Below are 16,228 nucleotides of genomic sequence, written 5' to 3' on the forward strand. Positions count from 1 at the left end.
TGGGGCCATGAGCAGCCCCGGCATCTTCCCGACCTTCTTCCTGTCCGGCTTTGAATGTTCGACCTTCGAGTGGAAAGACCGCGGCCGCCGCGACCTTTCGGCCGAGCTTCAGCATTACACCCACGCCGACGAAGACTACCGGATGCTCGCCGAACTAGGCATCGGCGTCGCCCGCGAGGGCATTCCCTGGCCGCTCGTCGACAAGGGCAATGGCGAATACGACTTCTCGTCGATCGACGTCTTCCTCGACGCCCAACGCCGCCACTGCATCCTGCCGATCTGGGACCTGTGCCACTACGGTTACCCCGACGGCCTCGATCCCTGGTCGCCGGCTTTCGTCACCCGCTTCGCTGCCTATGCCCGCGCCGCCGCCGCTTATGTCGCGGAGCGCGCCCACCACGGCCCGCTCTGCTTCACCCCCGTCAACGAGCCGACCTTCTGGGGCTATATGGGCGGCGAGTGGGGCTGGTGCGCACCGTTCGGCAAGACCGCCGAGGACCGCCGCCGCTGGACCACCCAGCTTGCCACCGCCGACATCGCCGCGGTGAAGGCGATCCGCGCCGACCACCCGGACGCGCGCATGGTCCACATCGACCCGCTGATCTGGGTCGTCCCACCGCGCGACCGTCCCGACCTTGCCGACGAAGCCCACCGCGAAAGCTACGAGGACGCCTACATCGCCTGGGACATCATCTCGGGCCTCAAGCATCCCGAACTCGGCGGCAGCCCCGAAGTGATCGATATCCTCGGCTTCAACAACTACAGCTTCGGGCAGATGGAATATGCCGGCGGCGGCAAGCCCAACCAGCCGCTCGAGCCCGACGACGACCGCATCCGAACGCTCTGCTCGCTGATCGAGGAAGCCTGGGCCAAATACCGCCGGCCATGTATCATCGCCGAGACTTCTGGCCTTCACGGTGGCCGGGTAAACTGGCTCAACGACCTGATGACGGAGGCGCTGTCGGCGGTGAAGCGCGGCGTCGATCTCCACGGTACCTGCCTGTTCCCGGCGGTCGACATGACCGACTGGAACACCGGCGAGTGGCTGCACATGGGCCTCGCGGACGTCGAGCCGCTTCCCAGCGGCGCCCTGATGCGCAAACCCTACCTGCCCTACGTCGACGCGCTCCACCGCTGGCAGGAACGGCTCAAGCGCTCGACCAAGCTCGACGAAGACCCCTTCGACACCCCAGTCGACCTAGACGACGTCCGTGATGCTGCCGAGCGGATCGCGGCCACCCCCGACGCCAACTGGCACTAAGACCTGCCTTCCTGCGCGGCGATCTTGTCGGCTAAGGCTCCTGCATGACCGATTTCGCCACCCTCCTGCGCCCCGACCGCGGCGAGCCTGCCCGCCTCCTCCACTTGGTCGATGCGACCCTGCTGCCCGAATGGCTCAAGGCCCACGCCGGCCCCCGCCGCCAGCTGGTCGAGGCCGCGCGCTTCGAGGGCAAGGCCGGGCAGTTCCTGCTGGTCCCCGGCAACGCCGCTGGCGAATGGGAAGCACTGGTCGGCGTCGCCAAACTGTCGGTGCTCACCCCATGGTGCCTCGCCACCGCCGCCGAGCGCCTGTCGGAGGGCACCTACCGCCTCGCCGGCGAGATGGTCCCCGGCGCTGCCGCGCTCGGCTGGCTGCTCGCCCAGCACCGCTTCACCGCATACAAGAGCAAACCCGACACCCCCGCCGGCCCCCGCGTCTTGCTTAGCGGCGAGCCGGCGCGGATCGACGCGATGGTCCGGCTGGCCGACGCCTCTGCACTCGTCCGCGACCTCGTCGACACCCCGGCCGCCGATCTCGGCCCGGCCGAGCTCGAACGAGCCGTTCGCGACTGGGCGAAAGGCTCGGGCGCGGAGGTCGAGGTCACCAAGGGTGACGCGCTGGAAGAGGGCTATCCCCTGATCCACGCGGTCGGCGCCGCCGCTTTGCCGTCGCGCGCCCCGCGGCTGATCGAGGCGCACTGGGGCGATCCGGCCAATCCCCGCCTTGCGATTGTCGGCAAGGGCGTGGTGTTCGACACCGGCGGCCTCAATCTCAAGCCCGGCGCCGGCATGCGGCTGATGAAGAAGGACATGGGCGGCGCCGCCCACGCCCTCGCCTTGGCCCGGTTGATCGTCGCCGAACGCTGGCCGGTACGCCTCCACCTGCTCATCCCCGCGGTCGAGAATGCGGTGGCTGGCGGTGCTTTCCGCCCCGGCGACATTCTGACCAGCCGCCATGGCCTCACCGTAGAGATCGACAATACCGACGCCGAGGGCCGCCTGATCCTCGCCGACGCGCTGTCTCGCGCCGGAGAAGAGGGCGCCGCGACCATTGTCGACTTCGCCACCCTGACCGGCGCGGCTCGGATCGCGCTCGGCCCCGACCTCCCCGCCACCTTCAGCAACGACGACTCGCTTGCAGCCGACCTGCTCGCCGCCGGGACCGAGGTTGCCGACCCCCTGTGGCGCCTCCCCTTGTGGGACGGTTATGACGACATGCTGAAAAGCGATCTCGCCGACCTGGCGAACAGCGCCGACTCGCCGCTCGCCGGCACCATTACCGCCGCCCTGTTCCTTCGCCGCTTCGTTCCCGAAGGCACCGCCTGGGCTCATCTCGACACTTTTGCTTGGCGTCCGGCGCCGCGTCCGGGGCGCCCCAAAGGCGGCGAAGCGCTCGGCCTGCGCGCGGTCCATGCCGCTCTATCCCGCCGCTTCCGTCGCGCTTAGCGACTGTTTTTCGGTCCAAACGTCGCACGGGCGCAACATTTCGGTTCCTCGCCGGTTAATCGGGCACGCTAGGCAGGCGAGGAGTTTTCCAGTCCAATGAGCGATGCATCGCTAAGCGGGTGGATGCGAGCCCTTGTCGCATACGTGAGATCCGGTGAGCCGGATCTGACGAACCGGCAGATGGCTCTGCTGATGATGGTCTATCTGACGCCTGGTCCCCATACCGTCCGCGGGCTCGCTCGTGTTCTTGGTGTTTCCAAGCCGGTCGTGACCCGCGCCTTGAATACCTTGGGTGCCCTCGGCTATCTGCGCCGCGAACGAGATCAGGACGACCGTCGAAACGTGTTCGTCGTCCGGACCAGCAGCGGGGCCGATTTCCTTGAAGGGTTCAAGCGTAACATCCGGGGCAGCGAACGCGGCGGCGACCGCGATCCCGACCGGCGGCCGGCCCTCGGGCAACTCGCCCACGCCCATCGCTGAGACTCCGGCGGGCGGTTTTCCCCTCGCCGGCCCGTCGCTCCATCCCGACCCACGTACCAGCGCCTATCGCCAGGACCTGGCCGATATCGCCCTGGCAGGGACGGTCATCGCCTCGCACTATGCCGAGCCGCTGCAATGCCACCTCGCGCATGGCGCCTCGCTGATGGCCGGCCCCTCAATTGATTCCGAGACACTGGCCGAGCTTGAGCCGGGTGCATCGATCCGGATCCTCGACAAGAGCCGCGGCTGGGCGTGGGGCTATGCCGGCGGTCTTGTCGGCTATGTGTCGGCCGCCGCGCTGCGGGCATGATCCGGCTCCTCTTCGGCGCGATCGTCGCGGGGCTGGTTGCTGCGGCCGCCGCGGTGACCTTGTTATGGTGGTCGGGCGGCTCGGCCAAGGCGGAGACGGTCACCGTCACCGAAGGCGCCACGCTCACTCGCCTTTGCCCCGAACTTGACCGCCGCGGGCTCATTGCGGGCAATTGCACCAGCTATCGCCTATTCGCGCGGCTGCTCGGTTCGCCTGACGGCATCCAGGCCGGTGAGTTCGAGATCCCTGCCGGCACCAGTGGCGCCCGATTGCTCGACATCCTCCAGCACGGCCAGCCGGTCCAGCGCCTGGTCACCATTCCCGAAGGCACGCCAAGCATCCTCGTCGCCGAGAAGCTCGCCGCCGTCCCCTACCTCACCGGCCCGGTGCCCGCGATCGCGGAAGGCTCGGTCCTTCCCGACAGCTACAGCTTCGCGCGCGGAGAACCCCGTGCGGCTGTGGCGGCGCGGATGAAGGCCGCGATGGACCGCACGCTGGCCGACCTGTGGCCCAAGCGGAAGGTCGGCACCTGTCCGGTCGCCACTCCGCAGGAAGCTGTCACCCTCGCCTCGATCGTCGAAAAGGAAACCGGCAAGCCGGCCGAGCGCCGTGCGGTAGCCGGCGTCTACTGCAACCGGCTGAAAATCGGCATGAAGCTCGATGCTGATCCGACGGTCATCTACCCGGTCACTAAGGGCAAGCCGCTTGGTCGCCGGATCCTCCGCTCGGAGCTCAACGCCGACACCGGTTACAACACCTATCGCCGCGCCGGCCTGCCGCTCGGCCCGATCGCCAATCCCGGCCGCGCCAGCATCGCCGCGGTGCTCGACCCCGAACCCCACCAGTATATCTACTTCGTCGCCGACGGCACCGGCGGACACGTGTTCGCGCGTACGCTCGCCGAGCATAATGCCAACGTCCAGAAGTGGTTCGCTATCCGCCGCGCTCGCGGCGAGATGTAGAGGCTCCGGCCTCGCCGGAGCCCGTCCGATCAGATCGCCTTCATGATCAGCGAGGCGTTGGTCCCGCCAAAGCCGAAGCTGTTGTTCAGCACCGCGGTCACCGGCCGCTTCTTGGCATGGTGCGGAACCAGGTCGACGCCTTCGGTACCCTCGTCAGGCGTGTCGAGGTTGAGCGTCGGCGGCACGATCTGGTCGCGGATCGCTAGGATGCAGAAGATGCTCTCCACCGCCCCCGCGCCGCCCAGCAGGTGGCCGATCGCCGACTTGGTGCTGCTCATCGATGCGCCGCCAAGATCGTCGCCGAACACTCGCTTGGCAGCGGCGAGTTCGATCGTGTCGGCCATGGTCGAGGTGCCGTGGGCGTTGATATAGTCGATATCGCTCGGCTCCATTCCGGCCTTGCGCAGCGCCATGCGCATGGCGTTCTCCGCCCCCGCGCCATGGGGGTGCGGAGCGGTCACGTGATAGGCATCGCCCGACAGCCCGTAGCCGACCACTTCGGCATAGATGGTGGCGCCGCGCGCCTTGGCATGCTCATATTCCTCGAGCACCACCACGCCCGCGCCTTCGCCCATGACGAAGCCGTCGCGGTCCTTGTCGTAGGGTCGGCTGGCCTGCTCGGGCCGGTCGTTATAGCTCATGTTGAGCGCGCGGGCCTGGGCGAAGCCGGCCACGCCGATTGGGCAGATGGTCGCCTCGGCGCCGCCCGCGACCATGATGTCGGCATCGTCGTCACGGATCATCCGCGCCGCGTCGCCGATCGAATGCGCGCCGGTCGAGCAGGCGGTGACCACCGCATGGTTCGGACCCATCAGTCCGTACTTGATCGACACCTGGCCCGAAATGAGGTTGATCAGCCGCCCGTGGACGAAGTGCGGCGAGACCCGTCCCGGTCCCTTCTCTGCCAGCACCAGACTCTCGCTCTCGATCCCCGGAAGCCCGCCGATGCCGCTGCCGATCGAGCAGCCGGCGCGAAGCTTCATCTCGTCGCTCATGTCGGTCAGCCCGGCATCCTCGAGCGCCTGTCCGGCCGCGTCGAGGCCGAAGATGATGAACGGGTCAACCTGGCGCTGGATCTTGTGATCGACGCGCTTGCCCGGGTCGAATCCATATGGGTGGTCGGCCGGCTTCACCTCGCAGGCGATCTGGCACTTGTATTCGGAAGCATCGAACCGCGTGATCGGCCCCGCGCCGCTCTTGGACGCAAGGATGTTTTTCCAGGCGGTTTCGACATCGCAGCCAAGCGGCGTCACCAATCCCAGACCCGTCACCACGACACGACGCATAAGCATTCCCCTTCGAAAACAAGACGAGGCCCGGATACGAGAACAGGCCCGGCAACGCCGAGCCTGTCCTTATCGCCTCGGCGAACCCGTGGGTTCGAGCTCAGCTCTGATGCTGGTCGATGTAGTCGATCGCATCCTTGACGGTGGTGATCTTCTCCGCCGCGTCGTCGGGAATTTCAACTCCGAACTCTTCCTCGAACGCCATCACCAGCTCGACGATGTCGAGGCTGTCGGCGCCGAGATCGTCGATGAAGCTCGCCTCTTCCGTCACCTTCTCGGCTTCGACACCGAGGTGCTCGACAACGATCTTCTTCACCCGTTCAGCGGTCTCGCTCATCTCAACACTTTCCTTCCGTGAAACCTTTGGCCAGTGCGTTAGCGAGACGCCCGCGCGTTGCCAAGAGCCCGCGAGTGCCAAGAGGATGTGTCCGATGTCGCCCGCACGCTGCCTGACCCGAGGCGAGATCGAGATGGCACGATCGGTGTTCGGCGACGGCGTCGATTACCCTTCCGTCCAGCTCGTCCGACGCAAATGGTGGCCCTTCCAGCCACGCGGGATCGTCATGGCGCCGTGCGGCCATATCCACTTCCATCCCGACGATCCCAATTGGCGTGACGATTTCAGCCGCGCCGACTGGGCCCTGCAGGGTCTTTTCATCCACGAGATGACCCACGTCTGGCAGACCGCCCGCGCCGGGCGCTTCTACCTGCCGCTGATGCGCCACCCCTTTTGCCGCTACGCCTACCGGTTCGAGGAAGGCCGGCCGTTCCTCCGCTATGGCCTTGAACAGCAAGCGGAACTGGTCCGTCACGCGTTTCTCCAGCGCCACGGCATCAAGCCGGTCAAAGCTGCCGACCTCGCCAGAATCGAGCCGATTCTGCCGTTTTCCGCCACTCGCGGAGTTGTTACATGAACGCAACAAGGGTGTCGCAATAGTCTCCTGAAGCGATCCTTTCCCTCGCGAATGACGTCAGTTGGCGATAGCCTCCCCGGCACAATCAGAAGGGGGATCTCCATGCGCCTGCCCGTCAGCACCACCCGAACCCTGCTCGCCACCACCGCCTGCCTCGCCTTTGCCGTTCCGGCAGCGGCGCAGACGACCGGCGAGGCCCAGGCGCAGGCCGCGAATTCGACCGCTTCCGATCCCGCCCCCGACGAGGACGAACGCGGACTTGGCGACATTATCGTGACCGCGACCAAGCGCGCGTCCACCGTCCAGGACGTCCCCTTCTCGATCAATGCCCAGACCCAGGAAGACATCCAGCGCGCCAACGCCTCGACCATCGAGGACATCAGCCGCAACGTCGCCGGCCTCCAGGTCCAGAACCTCGGGCCGGGGCAAAGCCAGGTCAGCGTTCGCGGCGTGTCCGCCGGCCAGATCGTCCGCGACCAGCCCGGCGTGAAGGAGCAGGTCGGCGTCTACCTCGACGAAAGCGTGATCTCGCTGTCGCTGTTCACGCCCGACTTTGACCTGTTCGACTTGAACCGCGTCGAAACCCTGCGCGGGCCGCAGGGCACGCTGTTCGGTTCGGGCAGCGTCGGCGGCACCATCCGCTACATTACCAACCAGCCGCGTATCGACCGCACCGAGGGGCTGATCGAGGCCAATATCAATACCCTCGCCGACGGCGGACAGGGAGGCCACCTCAAGGGCGCGATCAACCTGCCGCTCGGCCCCACCGCCGCGCTTCGAGTGGTCGGCTACGGAACCAGGTTCGCGGGCTTCGTCGATGCGGTCGGCCCCGCCGCGGGCAAGGACGTCAACGACGGCACCCGCGTCGGCACCCGCATCTCGCTGCTGTGGGAGCCCGCGCCCGGCATCCGCCTCACCCCGCGCGTCGTCTATCAGGAGATCGAGGCCGACGGCTTCAACCGCCAGGAGATCTTCAACCTCTATTCCAACCCGTTCACCGTGCCCCTGCGCGTCTATGAGGAGCGCCAGCAATACCTCCTCTTGCGCGAGAAATTCCGCGACAAGACGCGGCTTGCCGACCTCACCGCCAGCGCGGACTTCGGCGGCGTCGAGCTGACCTCGGTCACCAGCTATATCGACCGCGACATCCTGGTCAGCCGCGACGCCTCGGCGCTGACCGGCTCGGTGTCGGTCGATCTGGGCTTCCCGAACGCGGCGGTGAACCTGCCGTCGAACCTAGTCGACACCACCGACCTCAAGCAGTGGAGCCAGGAACTTCGCCTGTCCTCGACCGGAGCCGGGCCGTTCAGCTGGGTCCTCGGCGGCTTCTATTCGAAGGTCGATCGCAAATATACGCAGCGCCTGCCCACCCCCGGCTATGACGCGGCGACCGACGCCACGCTGGGCGCCGGAACCGCGGTCGCGGTACGCAACGGCTTCCCGGCCAACTCGCCCTACAACGCCGACCTGCCGTACGACATCAAGCAGAAGGCGGTGTTCGGCGAAGCCACCTACGACTTCGGCCTGGTCAAGCTGACCGGCGGCGGGCGCTTCTACGATTTCTCGGAAAGCCGCGACTTCATCTCCGGCGGCCTGTTCGCCAACGGCGACCGCCGGATCGGCGACAAGACCAAGTCCAACGGCTTCAGCCCGCGCGCCATCCTGTCGTTCGAGCCCAACCGCAACCTCACCTTCAACCTCCAGGCGGCCAAGGGCTTCCGTCTCGGCGGCGTCAACGACCCGCTCAACCTCCCGCTCTGCGACGGTGGCGCGCCAAACGGGCCGGATCGCCAATTGTTCGGCGGCTTCCAGGACTATGATGACGAAACGCTGTGGAACTACGAAGGCGGCGTGAAATTCAGCCGCGGTCCGGTCACCTTCAACGCCGCGGCCTTCTACACCGATATCAAGAACCTGCAGGTTACCCTGGACGCCGGCAGCTGCTCCAGCCGCGTGGTGTTCAACGTCGCCAAGGCCCACACCAAGGGTCTCGAGGCGGAGTTCAACCTGCGCCTGCTCGAAGGCCTGGACCTGAGCTTCGCCGGCAGCCTTCTGGAAGCCGAATTCGACACCACCATTGGCGGGGCGCTCACGGCGGCCACCGGTATCCGCGACGGCAACCGCCTGCCAAGCGTACCCAAATATCAGTTCGCTGCCTCGGCCACTTATGGCAGCCGCTTCAGCGACAGCAGCGAATGGTATGTCTCGACCAGCTGGCAGCGGGTCGGCAACCGCTACACCCAGCCGGCCGACCAGGAGAACAACCCGCGCACCTTCGTCTCGGGCCTGGCGTTCAACGGCGCTCCGGCGACCGCCTCGACCCGGGTCAATCTGCTCCTGCCGGCCTATGACCTGGTCAACCTGTCGGCGGGCATCGACTTCGACAGTGGCCTGGGCGTCCAGCTCTACGCCAACAACCTGTTCGACGAGAACGCCCTGCTGTCGTTCGACCGCGAACGCGGTGGACGCGCCCGCCTCGGCTACAACATCGGCCGTCCGCGGGAGATCGGGCTGACGTTGCGCTACAAGTTCGCCTCTCTCCGTGAGGAAGCGGCCCCGCTGCCTCCTCCTCCGCCGCCGCCCCCGCCGCCAGCTCCTCCGCCGCCGACCCAGACGTGCGGCGATGGATCGGTGATCCTCGCGACCGACGCCTGCCCGGCGCCGCCTCCGCCGCCTCCGCCGCCGCCAGTGGAACCTGTGCGGGGGTGAGTGACCCGACTCCCGTCGTGACGGTAACGCGCCGCTCGCTCCTTCTTGGAGCGGGCGGCGCTGCCGTCTCGGCCCCGGCGATCGTGCGCGCCGACAGCATCGGCTCGGCCCCGCGGGTCGTCGTGCTCGGCGCCGGGGTGTTCGGGACCTGGACCGCCGAACAGCTCCGCCGGCGCGGTGCCCGAGTAACCCTGCTCGACGCCGCGGGCCCCGCCCACAGTCGCGCCAGCAGCGGCGGCGAATCGCGCATGACCCGGGCCGGCTATGGCAAGGACGCCATCTATGCCCGCATGGCGGTCGCCAGCCTGGCCGAATGGAAGAAGCTGAGCGCGGTCGCCGGCCTCCCGATCTTCCACCCGACCGGCGTGCTGTTCTTCTTCCAGGGCGACAACCCGTACTTGACCGACAGCCTGCGCGTGCACCGCGAGCTCGGCCTGCCGACTCAAGCGCTTTCCCAAGCCGAAATGGCCAAGCGCTTCCCGATGATCGACTTCGCGGGTGTCTCGGCAGGCATGTTCGAGCCCGGCTTCGGCGCGCTGATGGCCCGCCGTTCGGTCCAGACCCTGGCCCAGCGCTTCCAGGCCGACGGCGGAGCGTTCCAATCCTTCGCCGCTGCTCCACCCCGCTCGGCAGGCGACAGGATCGAAGGCCTGCACTCCACGGACGGCAAACGCTTCGAAGGCGATCTCTTCATTGCCGCGGCCGGGCCGTGGATGCCCAAGCTGTTCCCCGACGTCGTCGGCCCGCGCATCGTCGCCACGCGGCAGGAAGTCTTCACCTTCGCGCCGCCGCCGGGCGAGCACGCCTACCGCCCCGGCGCAATGCCCGGCTGGGCCGATTTCAACGGCGGCGACGTCTACTACGGCTTCCCCGACCTCGAGGGCAAAGGGGTCAAGTTCGCCCACGACACGCATGGGCCCGACGTCGATCCGGATCGCAACGATCGCCGCTTCAGCGACGCCGCTTTGGCCGAAGTCGTCGCCTTCCGCGACCGCCGTTTCCCGGGGCTACGCGGCGCGCCGCTCGCGACCGCCGAAGTCTGTCAGTATGAAAACAGCGCCAACGGCGACTTCCTGATCGACCGCCATCCGCGCTGGAAGAACATGGTCCTGGTCGGCGGCGGATCGGGCCACGGCTTCAAGCACGGCCCGGAAGTCGGACGCCTCGCCGCCGAAGTGGCGCTCGAAGGCAAGCAGCCCGACCCGCGGTTCAGCCTCGCCGCCAAGGGGACAAAGCCGAACCGCGCCGTCATCTGAGGTCAGCCGGCCTTGTGGCCACCCCGACCAGCGCCGGACGCAGCAGACGGTCCTTGAGCACGTAACCGGCCTGCATTTCCTCGATCACCGTACCGGGTTCGGCATCCGACGGAATCTCGATCATCGCCTGGTGGCGATTGGGATCGAGCGGCAATCCCTTGGCCTCGACCCGGGTGACGCCGTTGCGGCTGAACACCGAATCCAGCTCACGCGCGGTCGCCTCGATCCCCTCGATGAAGTTCTTGAGCTCACCTTCGCGGGCACCTTCCGGAATATGCGACAGCGCGCGGTCGAGATTGTCCTTCACGCTCAGCATGTCGCGGGCGAAACCCGTGTTGGCATAGGTCACAGCCTGGGTCCGCTCCTGGTCGGCCCGGCGGCGCACATTCTGCACCTCGGCGGCGGCGTACAGTGCCTTGGCCTGCGCTTCCTCAAGCTGCGCCTGAAGCTCGGCAAACTGGTCATGTTCCTGTAATTCGGGGCTGTTCTCCGCAGTTTCCGCGCGGATTTCCTCGGCCTCGTCGTGACGATCAGTCATTCTTATCCCATCAATCTGGTGAGTGCTTGCGCCGTATAATCAACCATGGGAACGATCCGCGCATAGTTCAACCGCGTCGGCCCGATCACTCCCACCACGCCGACCACCCGGCCTTCGGCCCCGCGATAGGGCGCGGCGATCACGCTCGATCCCGACAACGCGAACATCCGGTTCTCGGACCCGATGAAGATCCGGCAGCCCTCGCCCTCGCGCGCGCTTTCGAGCAGGCGGACGATTTCCTGCCGGTCCTCCAGTTCGTCAAGCAAGCGGCGCACCCGGTCGAGATCCAGGGCCGCGGCCTCGTCCAGCAGATTGGCCTGTCCCCGGACGATCAGGATCGGCCGCGCCGGCCCGTCTTCGCGCCATTCGGCCAGCCCGGTCGCCACCAGCTCGGCCGCCGCCGCGTCCAACGCCTCTCGCCGGTCCCTGATCTCCTGCCGCAACCGGGTCTCTGCCTCGCCCAGCGTCAGCCCGGCCAGCCGCGCGGTAACATAGGCCGCGATTTCGCTCAGCGCCGAAGCGGTCAGCCCCGGCGGAAGCGCGACCATCCGATTTTCGACGCTGCCGTCTTCGCCGACCACCACCGCCAGCGCCTGCGCCGCGTTCAGGGGTACGAAGGCCAGCTGGCGAAGCCGCCGCTCGATCTTGGGCGCGACCACCACCCCCGCACAGGCCGAAAGCCCGGACAAGGCGGCGGTGGCATTGGCCAGCGCTTCCTCCAGCGGGCGATCCTTGACCTGCCCCTCGATCGCCGCCCGCTCCTCCGCGCTCGGCAAGTGCGACTGCATGATCCCGTCGACGAACAGCCGCAGCCCGGTCTCGGTCGGAAGCCGCCCGGCCGAAGTGTGCGGGTGGGTCAGCAGCCCGCGATCCTCCAATTCGGCCAGGACCGAGCGGATCGACGCCGGCGACAGGTTCACCGCCCCGCTCAGCGACTTGGACCCGATCGGTTGCCCACGCTCCAGATAGGCCTCGACCACGCGGCCAAAGATGTCGCGCATCCTGGTCGTCAGTTCGGGCAGCGGCGGGGTCATGGGTGGCATGTAGGCGGAGATGCGCCCGCTCTCAATCGCCGTGCCTCGACTTGCGCTCCCACATGCGGGTAAGGGCGCGCGAACCATTATCAGGAGTGACAAACATGCGCCCATCCGGCCGCGCCCCCGACCAGATGCGCGAATTGCGCTTCGAACCCGGCTTCACCAAGCACGCCGAAGGCTCCTGCCTCGTCAGCTTCGGCGACACTCGCGTGCTGGTTACCGCCAGCCTCGAGGAAAAGGTCCCGCCGTTCCTGCGCGGCAAGGGCCAGGGCTGGGTCACCGCCGAATATGGCATGCTCCCCCGCGCCACCCACACCCGCGGCGCGCGTGAAGCGGCCAAGGGCAAGCAGTCGGGCCGTACCCAGGAAATCCAGCGCCTGATCGGCCGCTCGCTCCGCGCCGTCACCAACCTGCAACTGCTCGGCGAGCGTCAGATCGTGCTCGACTGCGACGTGATCCAGGCCGACGGCGGCACCCGCACCGCCGCCATCTCGGGCGCCTGGGTCGCGCTTCGCCTCGCGGTCGACGGGATCATGAGCAAGCTCTCCGCCGACCCGATCCGCACCCAGGTCGCCGCAGTCAGCTGCGGGTTCCACCAGGACACCGCGGTCCTCGACCTCGACTATCTCGAGGACTCGACCGCCGGCAGCGACGGCAACTTCGTTCTCACCGCCGACGGCGCGATCGTCGAGGCACAGCTGACCGCCGAAGGCGCGACCTTCGATGAGGAAGGGCTGCTGCGCCTGCTCCGCCTTGCCCGTATCGGCTGCGGCGATATCTTCGCTGCTCAGCTTAAGGCGTGCGGGCGGTGAACGCGGTCGGGCCGAAGCTGGTCATCGCGACTCATAACGAGGGCAAGCTGCGCGAAATACGCGCGCTGGTCGCGCCGTTCGGGATCGAATGCCTCGGTGCTGCCGAACTCGACCTGCCCGAGCCCGAGGAGACCGGTACCAGCTTCGTCGCCAATGCGGAACTGAAGGCCCGCGCCGCTGCCGACCTGACCGGCCTCCCCGCCCTGTCCGACGACAGCGGCCTCAGCATCGACGCACTGAACGGCGATCCCGGCATTCACTCCGCCCGCTGGGCCGAGGATGAGGCCGGCAACCGCGACTTCGGTCGGGCGATGCAGAAGGTCGAGCAAGCGCTGCAAGCCGCCGGACCCGAGGCCGGCCGCGACGCGCATTTCACTTGCGCCCTGTCGCTTGCCTGGCCCGACGGCCGCACCGAAAGCTTCGAGGGCAAGGTGTTCGGCCATCTCGTCTATCCGCCGCGCGGGGCCAACGGCTTCGGTTACGATCCCATCTTCGTGCCGCATGGCCACGAGAAGACCTTCGGCGAGATGGAGCCGGAGGCCAAGCACGCCATGAGCCACCGCGCCAAGGCGTTCGAGCAATTGGTGCAATGGCTGGCGACCTAGCCCTCTACCTTCACTGGCCGTTCTGCGTCAGCAAATGCCCCTATTGCGACTTCAACAGCCACGTTCGCGAGTCGATCGACCAGCAGGCGTGGCGTGATGCGCTGCTCGCCGACCTCGCCTATGAGGCGGGCCTTCTCCCGGGTCGCCGCCTCACCAGCATCTTCTTCGGCGGCGGCACTCCATCGCTGATGGACCCGGCCACTGCCGGAGCGCTGATCGAGGCTGCCAAGAGCCACTGGTCCGCTTCCGACGATGTCGAGATCACGCTTGAGGCCAATCCTTCTTCGGTCGAGGCCGCGCGTTTCGCCGACCTCGCCGCCGCCGGCATCAACCGCGTCAGCCTCGGTCTCCAGTCTCTCGACGACAGCGCCCTTCGTTTCCTCGGCCGCGCCCATTCGGCGCGCGAGGGCCTGGCTGCGCTCGACGTCGCGCAACGCCACTTCGGCCGCGTCAGCTTCGATCTCATCTACGCCCTGCCGGGGCAGACCATCGCTGAGTGGCAGGCAATGCTGGACACGGCTCTCGCGCTCGGCACCGGGCACCTTTCGCTCTATCAATTGACGATCGAGCCCGGCACCCGCTTCGCCGCGCTGCACGCCGCCGGCAAGCTCGCGCCGCTCGATACCGACGAGGCGGCCGACATGTTCGAATTGACCGGCGAGGTCACTGCCGCTGCGGGCCTCCCGCTCTACGAAATCAGCAACCACGCCCGCCCGGGCGAGGAAAGCCGCCACAACCTCACCTACTGGCGCTACGCCGATTATGCCGGCGTCGGCCCCGGCGCGCACGGCCGCCGCCACGGCCAGCGCACCGTTCGCCACAAGAAGCCAGAGAACTTCTTCTCCGGCCTCGCCCGCAACGGCCACGGCATCGTCGAGGAAGCGCCGCTGTCGCCGATCGAGTCCGCCGACGAGGCGCTGGTCATGGGCTTGCGGCTGGCCGAGGGTATCGATCCGGAAGCGATCCGGTCCCGCTTCGGTCTCGACCGCCTGATCGACGATCGCGCCGTCGCCCGCCTCGTCGCCAGCGGCCACCTGTCGTGGACCGGCGACCGCCTCCACACCACGCCGGCAGGCCGGCTCCTACTCGATCACATCCTCGGCCAGATCGCCGACCCTCACCCGCCGTCGGCGGTGATCCGTTCGGCATAGCTGGCGACGTAATCCGAAATCTGCTGGTCGGCGTCGCTCTCGGCGGGCTTACGCGGCCTGCCGTTGCGCAGGTCGATCGCCACCAGCGCCGACTTGAACGCCGTCATCTGCGCCGTGCAACCGGCGCGCGCCAAGCCGTCGAAATCGGCCGATGTCTTCTTGTCCTTCTGCGCCTGCTCGACCGTCGTGCGCAGGCAGGTCACGAACGCCTTGCGCTGCACCGCCCCATCCGCCTGCATCGCTGCCGCGGCGCCGATCAGAACCAATCCTGTAAGCATCACCAAGGCCCCTCCCCAAGTGGTTGCACCTTGCAGGATGACTCGATTCGCGGGGCTTTTCCAGCCCCCCTCAGAAGCTGGTCGGCGCCGGTGAAACGAGGGTCGAACCCGATGCGGTCAGCGCCCGCACCTCGAAGGCGCGCTGCGCGACATTGTCGGAGCGGAAGCGGAAGATCCCGTCGACGCCGGCAAAGCCTTCGCGGTCGTTGATCGCCCCCAGCGGAAAGCGCCGCCCGGGCTTCCATGTGCGCGCCGCCCGTGCGGCCAGCAGGACGGCATCATAGCCAAGGCTGGCGATACGCGGCGGGTTCTGGCCGGGATAACGCGCCCTGTAGCGCCCGAGGAATTGGCTCCAGCGCCCCTCAGTCGGTGCGGCGAACCACGCACCGCGAAGCCGTGTGCTCGCCCCAGCACTACTCGTTGCCCACAATTCGGTCCCGAGGATCCGCGCTCCGGCAGGTACCCCGGGCGCGGCAAGGCCGGCCGTCCGGACGTTGTCGGCGATGAGGATCGCATCGTAAGGCCGTGACGACAGCCGCCGTACTGCCGCCCTTGAAGCGCCAAGCGAATCATAGGTTTCGACCCCGACCACCTGCCCCCCGGTCTGCCCGACGGCGGCGGCTAGCGCCTGGACCGAACGCTGGCCATATTCATTTGCCCGAGCGATCGCAGCGAAGCGGCGGCTGCCCCGCGCAGCAGCTTCCAGCACCACCCGCTCGACAGCCTGGCTCGGTGTGAAACCGAGGATGTATGTCCCCGGCGCGGTCGCCTCGCGGTCGTTGCTGAAGGCGATCAACGGCACCCGCGCTCGCTGCGCCAGCGGCGTGGCGGCGCGCACGTCGGCGCTGAGCAGGGGGCCGAGGATCAGGCCGTGATTGCTCCCGATCGCCTGCTGCGCCGCCGCAGCCGATCCGCGCTGGGCGGTGTCGAACAGCGTAAGCTCGAACGCCTTGGTGCCGGTATCCAACATCGCCAGCCGGGCCGCATTACCCAACGCGCGGCCGACGACGGCGTCGGGTCCGGTAAGCGGCACCAGCACCGCCACCCGGTTGACCCGCGAATTGCCGGACCCGGGCCGATCGAGCGGGCGGCCGGCGCAACCCGCCAGCAGCAATGCGCCAAGTGCGGCGGTAAGAAAGGTGCGGCGGCCTTGTGCCATGCTGGCGGAGAGTGCCATGACGGTG

17 protein-coding genes are annotated in these 16,228 nt (G+C 67.7%); 11 read left to right on the forward strand and 6 right to left on the reverse strand.

What is annotated here, in order from left to right:
• Positions 1-7 precede the first annotated feature (7 nt).
• The 5 genes from M1K48_RS05815 to mltG all read left to right on the forward strand — a co-directional run bounded on the left by M1K48_RS05815 (position 8) and on the right by mltG (position 4,458).
• Positions 8-1,261, forward strand: a complete 1,254-nt coding sequence (locus tag M1K48_RS05815) for a glycoside hydrolase family protein (protein WP_249504898.1) — start codon at positions 8-10, stop codon at positions 1,259-1,261.
• Positions 1,262-1,305: 44 nt separating this feature from the next.
• Positions 1,306-2,706, forward strand: coding sequence for a leucyl aminopeptidase family protein (locus tag M1K48_RS05820; RefSeq protein ID WP_249504899.1), 1,401 nt, complete (start codon positions 1,306-1,308; stop codon positions 2,704-2,706).
• A 123-nt stretch (positions 2,707-2,829) separates the two neighbouring features.
• Positions 2,830-3,186: a MarR family winged helix-turn-helix transcriptional regulator gene (locus M1K48_RS05825; RefSeq protein ID WP_249505197.1), complete on the forward strand. Its 357-nt coding sequence runs from the start codon at positions 2,830-2,832 to the stop codon at positions 3,184-3,186.
• The gene (locus M1K48_RS05830; RefSeq protein ID WP_249504900.1) at positions 3,086-3,496 is read left to right on the forward strand and encodes a hypothetical protein; all 411 of its coding nucleotides are present in this window, start codon (positions 3,086-3,088) and stop codon (positions 3,494-3,496) included. The genes M1K48_RS05825 and M1K48_RS05830 overlap by 101 nt, the downstream gene beginning before the upstream one ends.
• Positions 3,493-4,458, forward strand: coding sequence for an endolytic transglycosylase MltG (gene mltG / locus M1K48_RS05835; RefSeq protein ID WP_249504901.1), 966 nt, complete (start codon positions 3,493-3,495; stop codon positions 4,456-4,458). Before M1K48_RS05830 ends, mltG begins: the two co-directional genes overlap by 4 nt.
• Before the next feature lie 29 nt (positions 4,459-4,487).
• Here the strand turns inward: mltG and fabF are convergent, their stop codons facing one another.
• Complete coding sequence (gene fabF / locus M1K48_RS05840; RefSeq protein WP_249504902.1) at positions 4,488-5,744, reverse strand: beta-ketoacyl-ACP synthase II; 1,257 nt, start codon at positions 5,742-5,744, stop codon at positions 4,488-4,490.
• 100 nt (positions 5,745-5,844) lie between these two features.
• A complete protein-coding gene (locus M1K48_RS05845; RefSeq protein WP_168070376.1) occupies positions 5,845-6,081 on the reverse strand; it encodes an acyl carrier protein in 237 nt (78 codons plus the stop codon).
• A gap of 94 nt (positions 6,082-6,175) precedes the next feature.
• On the opposite strand from M1K48_RS05845, the gene M1K48_RS05850 reads away from it, so the two are divergent.
• The 3 genes from M1K48_RS05850 (at position 6,176) to M1K48_RS05860 (ending at position 10,623) form a co-directional block, all read left to right on the forward strand.
• Complete coding sequence (locus M1K48_RS05850; protein WP_249504903.1) at positions 6,176-6,658, forward strand: vgr related protein; 483 nt, start codon at positions 6,176-6,178, stop codon at positions 6,656-6,658.
• 102 nt (positions 6,659-6,760) lie between these two features.
• Positions 6,761-9,367 carry a TonB-dependent receptor gene (locus M1K48_RS05855; protein WP_249504904.1) on the forward strand — a complete coding sequence of 869 codons (2,607 nt, stop codon included), beginning with the start codon at positions 6,761-6,763 and terminating at the stop codon, positions 9,365-9,367.
• Positions 9,364-10,623 carry an FAD-dependent oxidoreductase gene (locus M1K48_RS05860; protein ID WP_249504906.1) on the forward strand — a complete coding sequence of 420 codons (1,260 nt, stop codon included), beginning with the start codon at positions 9,364-9,366 and terminating at the stop codon, positions 10,621-10,623. The genes M1K48_RS05855 and M1K48_RS05860 overlap by 4 nt, the downstream gene beginning before the upstream one ends.
• Here M1K48_RS05860 and grpE read toward each other — a convergent pair.
• Together grpE and hrcA are read right to left on the reverse strand one after the other, a co-directional pair.
• Entirely contained in the window at positions 10,616-11,161 is a 546-nt protein-coding gene (gene grpE, locus M1K48_RS05865; RefSeq protein ID WP_249504907.1) for a nucleotide exchange factor GrpE, read from the reverse strand. The genes M1K48_RS05860 and grpE overlap by 8 nt on opposite strands.
• Before the next feature lie 2 nt (positions 11,162-11,163).
• Complete coding sequence (hrcA, locus tag M1K48_RS05870) at positions 11,164-12,195, reverse strand: heat-inducible transcriptional repressor HrcA (RefSeq protein ID WP_249504908.1); 1,032 nt, start codon at positions 12,193-12,195, stop codon at positions 11,164-11,166.
• Between the two features lie 104 nt (positions 12,196-12,299).
• Between hrcA and rph the strand changes: the two genes are divergently transcribed.
• The 3 genes from rph to hemW are packed head-to-tail and all read left to right on the forward strand — an operon-like array spanning position 12,300 to position 14,766.
• Complete coding sequence (rph, locus tag M1K48_RS05875) at positions 12,300-13,010, forward strand: ribonuclease PH (protein ID WP_249504909.1); 711 nt, start codon at positions 12,300-12,302, stop codon at positions 13,008-13,010.
• A complete protein-coding gene (rdgB, locus tag M1K48_RS05880; protein ID WP_406697240.1) occupies positions 13,007-13,615 on the forward strand; it encodes an RdgB/HAM1 family non-canonical purine NTP pyrophosphatase in 609 nt (202 codons plus the stop codon). Before rph ends, rdgB begins: the two co-directional genes overlap by 4 nt.
• Positions 13,600-14,766, forward strand: coding sequence for a radical SAM family heme chaperone HemW (gene hemW, locus M1K48_RS05885; protein ID WP_249504912.1), 1,167 nt, complete (start codon positions 13,600-13,602; stop codon positions 14,764-14,766). The genes rdgB and hemW overlap by 16 nt, the downstream gene beginning before the upstream one ends.
• Here hemW and M1K48_RS05890 read toward each other — a convergent pair.
• Both M1K48_RS05890 and M1K48_RS05895 read right to left on the reverse strand, forming a co-directional pair.
• Complete coding sequence (locus M1K48_RS05890) at positions 14,733-15,044, reverse strand: hypothetical protein (protein ID WP_249504913.1); 312 nt, start codon at positions 15,042-15,044, stop codon at positions 14,733-14,735. The genes hemW and M1K48_RS05890 overlap by 34 nt on opposite strands.
• 70 nt (positions 15,045-15,114) lie before the next feature.
• Complete coding sequence (locus M1K48_RS05895; protein WP_249504914.1) at positions 15,115-16,221, reverse strand: penicillin-binding protein activator; 1,107 nt, start codon at positions 16,219-16,221, stop codon at positions 15,115-15,117.
• Positions 16,222-16,228 lie beyond the last annotated feature (7 nt).

Origin of the sequence: Sphingomonas glaciei (genome assembly GCF_023380025.1) — a bacterium.
GTDB classification, from domain to species: Bacteria; Pseudomonadota; Alphaproteobacteria; order Sphingomonadales; family Sphingomonadaceae; genus Sphingomicrobium; species Sphingomicrobium glaciei.

Coding starts and splice junctions, on each gene's coding strand:
- M1K48_RS05815 (WP_249504898.1), top strand. CDS start 8: ATGAGCAGCCCCGGCATCTTCCCGACCTTCTTCCTGTCCGGCTTTGAA.
- M1K48_RS05820 (WP_249504899.1), top strand. CDS start 1,306: ATGACCGATTTCGCCACCCTCCTGCGCCCCGACCGCGGCGAGCCTGCC.
- fabF (WP_249504902.1), bottom strand. CDS start 5,744: ATGCGTCGTGTCGTGGTGACGGGTCTGGGATTGGTGACGCCGCTTGGC.
- M1K48_RS05850 (WP_249504903.1), top strand. CDS start 6,176: ATGTCGCCCGCACGCTGCCTGACCCGAGGCGAGATCGAGATGGCACGA.
- mltG (WP_249504901.1), top strand. CDS start 3,493: ATGATCCGGCTCCTCTTCGGCGCGATCGTCGCGGGGCTGGTTGCTGCG.
- M1K48_RS05845 (WP_168070376.1), bottom strand. CDS start 6,081: ATGAGCGAGACCGCTGAACGGGTGAAGAAGATCGTTGTCGAGCACCTC.
- M1K48_RS05855 (WP_249504904.1), top strand. CDS start 6,761: ATGCGCCTGCCCGTCAGCACCACCCGAACCCTGCTCGCCACCACCGCC.
- hemW (WP_249504912.1), top strand. CDS start 13,600: ATGGCTGGCGACCTAGCCCTCTACCTTCACTGGCCGTTCTGCGTCAGC.
- rph (WP_249504909.1), top strand. CDS start 12,300: ATGCGCCCATCCGGCCGCGCCCCCGACCAGATGCGCGAATTGCGCTTC.
- M1K48_RS05895 (WP_249504914.1), bottom strand. CDS start 16,221: ATGGCACTCTCCGCCAGCATGGCACAAGGCCGCCGCACCTTTCTTACC.
- M1K48_RS05890 (WP_249504913.1), bottom strand. CDS start 15,044: ATGCTTACAGGATTGGTTCTGATCGGCGCCGCGGCAGCGATGCAGGCG.
- M1K48_RS05825 (WP_249505197.1), top strand. CDS start 2,830: ATGCGAGCCCTTGTCGCATACGTGAGATCCGGTGAGCCGGATCTGACG.
- grpE (WP_249504907.1), bottom strand. CDS start 11,161: ATGACTGATCGTCACGACGAGGCCGAGGAAATCCGCGCGGAAACTGCG.
- hrcA (WP_249504908.1), bottom strand. CDS start 12,195: ATGACCCCGCCGCTGCCCGAACTGACGACCAGGATGCGCGACATCTTT.